Genomic DNA, 4,888 nt, shown 5'->3' with positions numbered 1-4,888 from the left:
AAGTGACCTTTTTAGGCTGACCTACACGCTGGAAAGCCTCAAAGTACTAGGTTGGCGTAACGAGTTGGTAACTCCTGCTGAATGGGATTCTGAAGCGCTGGATGACGCTGCTCCTGCGCTGTATGTGGTCAAGACTGCGTTACAATCCGCTTTCACAGCAAAAGGTCAATTGATCGCCCCACTTACATTTAAGGTTGTTGGGGATACACAGATCGTCGTGGATGCGATGACAGCCAATAGTCTAACCACCGAATGTTTGGGGAATGTGGTGACACTCAGGCCTTAATGTTGTCCATTTATCAATGAGGTTTCAAAAGAGATCGGGCCAAGATAACATCTGTAAGCCATGTAGGCGGGTTAACTCTGCTGGTTGATGGAAATGGCAGGCCAACACTACTCAGTTGTATGTGTTGCGCATGGTGATGGATTGGCTATTGGTAAAAAGTGATTTTTATTATGTAGTCTGAACAATACTCAACTTTACAAGGGCATATATCCGTGATCATTGAAGATGCTTGATTTTGTTCGCGTTGAGGATCATGCTTTCCACCGTGAAGATATTTATCGCCGCCGAACAGCCCGAATCTGAATGCGATAGAACGGCTGCGGCAAGTGATGAATGAACACACGCCAAGAACAATCGCTATTTTGCTAGCAAACATGATTTTCGAGATGCGATTTTCAATTTTTCAGAACAACACTTCCAGAAATAGCGGATTCATTGACATCCCGAATTAACGATAAATTTCAGGTGCTCAAAACGGCATCTTGAGGTTTATTGGGTATATGGATGCGGTGTATTACCACCGCACCTCATTTCAAAACCACACGATCTTTCGTTTTTAAACCTTCAGACTCGCGGGCTTTGCCTGTCTGCTCAACCTACTATCATGGCGGTGTCAGATCCACCCCACTACATGTCTTCTGTCGCGTTTCGCCTAATAGCTGCGAACCGCCCAGTACTCCCCCCGCCATAACCGCAACTTTTACGGATTCCCATGTACTGGGCACCCCTCCAGCCATGGCACCCGTCGCCCCCGCCGTGGCGGTATTCATGACCAAATCCGGGTTGCTTAGGGAAAAGCTGACTATTTTGTTCTGGGCGTTTACAGCGACCTGGATGCGACACCTCTGTGAGGCGGTTCTTGTCTCGGTTCTCGACGGGGTGTCCTGGAGAATTGGAGTCACGGCCCCTCCCGGGCCACTGGGTATCACCCCCACGACATCCTGTCCACCACTTGTCGTCCTATTGTAATTATAGGAAGTATCACGATCCCAGATCATAACCTGGCCATTGCCCTGAGGATCTCGTTTGGTCTGGGTTGGTGCCCCCAGCTTGCTGATCGCATCCTCAACCTGCCGACCAGCCCAGAGCTGATTAAGTGTCGTCGCATCGACATCGCCACCACCACTACTACATCCTGACAGCGCTGCCGAAAGGAACGCTACGACAAATGCTACACGCCGCATATTCTGAGGTATTAATACAAAAGGCAACTTGTCCATATTATAAATTCCATTTTATATACAATTTCAAGCGCAACATAGCTTTGCTACATGGCGTTGTAAACATGAGTGCTCTGGAATTTGAGTGTCATCTCACAAACCGGCATAAAAATTCAGATTTATCCCGTGATCTATGAATGTGCCTGATTTTACAGCCGATGGCGATCATTCTCAAAGCCATGAAAATAGAGCTGACCGCAAAACAGAAGATTGCTCTTGAATAGCTACAACGTCAAAGTCGTGACCACCATGTCCGCAACAGAATACACTGTGTGTTACTTTCTTCTGAAAGATGGTCAGCGCTGATGAACGCGCAGTCTCAACACAACCATGAAACGATGGTTCGCCGTCATCTGAACCCGATAGAACGGTTGTGGAAGGTGATGAACGAAGAGGTACGAAATAACCGTTACTTCGCTACTGCTAAGGCCTTCAGGGCAGCGATAAATGAATTTTTTGCCCATACATTGCCTACCACGTTGTCCCGACGTATTAATGATAACTTCCATACGCTGGAAAATGCATCTTCAAGTTAACTATGTATATGATGCTATATCAAATTAAAAATATAGATTTGATAGATTAAAATAAAAAATGAAAACAGGTGACTATTAAAAACATCTATTTCATTCTTCCAAATATGGTCATTTAACTTTTAATCTCAATTGCACTTTACATGGAATTTCATTAGGTGTTGATTTTATATCATCCAATATAGAGGTAATGATTGCCCGGCATTCACCCGGTAAACTCGATTGAACGTAAAGGGTATTATTTCCTATGGGTGGCATTTTTAGCGTTTCATCTTCTGACTGAAATAGCCATAAGAAAGCAGCAGTAATAATGATGATAATAGCTGTAATGATTGCTTTTACTTTTATTGGGACCATTGTGTGTCACCTTAATTAGCATTAGAAAGATTATCAAGCACACCGGTATAAAATGCAGCACAAATCACATGATGCAATACACGATGTGGATTATCCCAGCACGGGATAAAATGTGCGTCTGGAATGTCTCTTGTCAAATGATAGTCTGGATGCACCAGAACAAAATTGATGGCTTTTGATACACTGGCAATATCAATAAAATATTCGCTTTCTTGACTATCTATGATGAGAATATTTAAATCTATATAATGGCTATGCAACTCATACTCTTCTGCGAAAGATATCTTGTTATAGAAAACATCATGTTCGAAACCGGGCAGCTTACTTTCATCAATCATTTCCGGGTTACAAGTAAATATATTCACTTCAAGATCGAATGATGGCATCTCTAGTAATGGAGGCACTGAAAAATCCAAATGGCAAACATTGCCTTCTACATAATAGGTTTTCATATGGTTGCTCTCAATGTAATTAGAAGGGAGGGATGCAGGTGGGTATAAATGATCTGACGGCCATCAAATGGACAGCCGCCTATACGTTATAAACCGAATACGTTAATGTAGAATTGACCGCCGTTGTCATCGGTCTTTTGAATGCGATAGGTAATAGGTATTGAGTTGGCTTTTTCAGCATTAGCAAACTTTAAATCGGCAGCGCACTGGTACACATCAAGCTTACTTTGGTGCTCTACGGTTCTGACATTCTCCACCGAGATTGTCACACCATCAAGTTTGTAATACGTTTTGGCCGCTTCCTTGGTGGCAATATTAACCACCAGATTTTTAGCCTCATCACTGTTACACTTTGGTGTGCCTGAATCACAGCCAGACAGGCTAATCAAGGCAATGCATGAGAAGAGTAGTCTCAGTTTCATTGGAACGCTCACAGGAAGAATGATGCCACGCCTAATAGAGAAAGTAGGCAGTCAAGACCGATAACCAGCAGCGCCAACACTTTCCACAGTTTATTAGCTGTTGTTCTCATAATGCAAAAGAACATCAGGCCACTCCAAACCAGCATACCAGCATCTATCCTGAGTATTGTCCCTGCTGATTCAGAAACGAACTCCATCACTGACAATAACACGGCAGGAATAAACCACCATAGCCAAAACGTCTTTGTCAGGCCATAGTCGCCGCTGAGTAGTTTTTGTCTGACCGTATTAAGATCATTACGGCCCGCCTCTTCATTCTTTTTCTGGTTTTCTTTAAGCTTATCGATGAAAGACATTATCTATCCTTATTCAATGAAATGTTATCTTGCCTGATTTTCTCAACCAGATTAGCCGCCCGGTTATACCCAATTCTGAAATGATGTTGAACGGCAGTGACATTATTTTTTAGCTCACCACTGACGAGCATATTAAGCGCTTGATCATAAAGTGGATCTAATAGTGAGTCTTTATTTAATTCAGTTGGCATGACCCCTCGTATAAAATGCTGGTTTGCATAAGTAATTAATTACACATTGCCATTTGAAAAATGAGTTTACTTATAGACGCCAAACAATGAGTTCCCGGCATTCATGCCACAATAGCTATTGCATTCCTCTGTAGCCTGGACATTAACGCGATTCTGGCCCCATGTCAGGGTAATCAAACATTGGGCGTTGTCTCGCCATTGCAGGGTTGTGTGTTGCGGCGTATCAGCAATAGCAGTGGCAATCCCTTCCACTTCACAAACGTGCATATCCACATTGGTGTTGATCGAGAACCTTGCTTGTTGGTTATTACCCGGTACAGCCGATAATCTGATTTCTCCATCGGGTTTCTGGTAGATAAAGGTTTTTCCTTCCATTTTGGCGGCTACCGCTATATTGCAAAACAAGCTGCCAGCCAAGACCACGATTATCATGCTTTTCATTGTTAACTCCTTGTCAGTTGATACGGATATTTTTAACGAATCTCCTCAGTGTCAGCGGCTTGCGTTTCTCCACATAAAAGTAAGCCACGTTGAAAGCTGATTTCTTATGGTTGCCTTTCCCCAGTGAGGGCCAATCACGGAAAGCTTCTATCTGAGCTTCTGTATAGGGTGTGGTTGAGAAGTCGAACAAGACCAGCAACGCCTTGCCGGGATATTTCATCAGCTTCTTCATTTCCGTGCTGTTGACGGTCGCGGAGACGGTGGATTTCGCTGCTGTGGGCTTGCGTACCGCAAACTCAACCGCCACATCATCAATCACAAAATCAATGTAGCCATTCCCTGTTATCGTCCCCGGTAGCTTCCCTTGTACCTCGGGTGATACTGCATCGGCAAAGTACCCTAATAGGTAGCAACGCACCAAAGGAAGTAGTTCTCTTTCGCTGCATTCATTCAACCGTAGTGTTTTGACAAACTCCTGCCGGTACAGCGAATGGAAGAAGTACTCAAAGCTTTCCGTTACCGATGTGATGGTGGTCGCCATTGTTATCCCTTTTTGGCATGAATCGAGGGTGCCTTGTTGAGATAACGACTCGGCCACAACTGTTCAGGTGTCATGCCCAATACCCCGGC

8 protein-coding genes and 3 pseudogenes are annotated in these 4,888 nt (G+C 44.0%); 3 read left to right on the top strand and 8 right to left on the bottom strand.

Annotated elements, in window-relative coordinates; all coding sequences use genetic code 11:
* The 3 pseudogenes from ACLQ7H_RS28550 to ACLQ7H_RS28540 form a co-directional block, all read left to right on the top strand.
* Window positions 1-286: pseudogene (locus ACLQ7H_RS28550) on the top strand (hypothetical protein); the annotation flags it as partial.
* Window positions 287-567: 281 nt separating this feature from the next.
* Window positions 568-772: pseudogene (locus ACLQ7H_RS28545) on the top strand (IS630 family transposase); the annotation flags it as partial.
* Between the two features lie 1,084 nt (window positions 773-1,856).
* Window positions 1,857-2,042 (top strand): annotated as a pseudogene (locus ACLQ7H_RS28540) (IS630 family transposase); the annotation flags it as partial.
* 108 nt (window positions 2,043-2,150) lie between these two features.
* Here ACLQ7H_RS28540 and ACLQ7H_RS28535 read toward each other — a convergent pair.
* The 8 genes from ACLQ7H_RS28535 to ACLQ7H_RS28500 form a co-directional block, all read right to left on the bottom strand.
* Window positions 2,151-2,396, bottom strand: a complete 246-nt coding sequence (locus ACLQ7H_RS28535; protein ID WP_411755582.1) for a hypothetical protein — start codon at window positions 2,394-2,396, stop codon at window positions 2,151-2,153.
* A gap of 11 nt (window positions 2,397-2,407) precedes the next feature.
* Complete coding sequence (locus tag ACLQ7H_RS28530) at window positions 2,408-2,848, bottom strand: hypothetical protein (protein ID WP_411755581.1); 441 nt, start codon at window positions 2,846-2,848, stop codon at window positions 2,408-2,410.
* A gap of 86 nt (window positions 2,849-2,934) precedes the next feature.
* Window positions 2,935-3,270 carry a hypothetical protein gene (locus ACLQ7H_RS28525; RefSeq protein WP_411755580.1) on the bottom strand — a complete coding sequence of 112 codons (336 nt, stop codon included), beginning with the start codon at window positions 3,268-3,270 and terminating at the stop codon, window positions 2,935-2,937.
* A gap of 8 nt (window positions 3,271-3,278) precedes the next feature.
* On the bottom strand, window positions 3,279-3,626 hold the full coding sequence (locus tag ACLQ7H_RS28520) for a hypothetical protein (RefSeq protein ID WP_411755579.1): 348 nt from the start codon (window positions 3,624-3,626) through the stop codon (window positions 3,279-3,281).
* The gene (locus ACLQ7H_RS28515; RefSeq protein WP_411755578.1) at window positions 3,626-3,817 is read right to left on the bottom strand and encodes a DNA translocase FtsK; all 192 of its coding nucleotides are present in this window, start codon (window positions 3,815-3,817) and stop codon (window positions 3,626-3,628) included. The genes ACLQ7H_RS28520 and ACLQ7H_RS28515 overlap by 1 nt, the downstream gene beginning before the upstream one ends.
* 66 nt (window positions 3,818-3,883) lie before the next feature.
* Window positions 3,884-4,258, bottom strand: coding sequence for a hypothetical protein (locus ACLQ7H_RS28510; RefSeq protein WP_411755577.1), 375 nt, complete (start codon window positions 4,256-4,258; stop codon window positions 3,884-3,886).
* Between the two features lie 13 nt (window positions 4,259-4,271).
* Entirely contained in the window at window positions 4,272-4,799 is a 528-nt protein-coding gene (locus ACLQ7H_RS28505) for a hypothetical protein (RefSeq protein WP_114196131.1), read from the bottom strand.
* A 2-nt stretch (window positions 4,800-4,801) separates the two neighbouring features.
* Entirely contained in the window at window positions 4,802-4,879 is a 78-nt protein-coding gene (locus tag ACLQ7H_RS28500; protein WP_411753978.1) for a hypothetical protein, read from the bottom strand.
* Window positions 4,880-4,888: the final 9 nt, after the last annotated feature.

This window comes from Serratia sp. (in: enterobacteria) (genome assembly GCF_046715635.1).
In the GTDB taxonomy this organism is placed as follows: domain Bacteria; phylum Pseudomonadota; class Gammaproteobacteria; order Enterobacterales; family Enterobacteriaceae; genus Chania.
The sequence above is the reverse complement of the archived record's forward strand: the minus strand, read 5'-3'. Positions and strand labels throughout refer to the sequence as shown.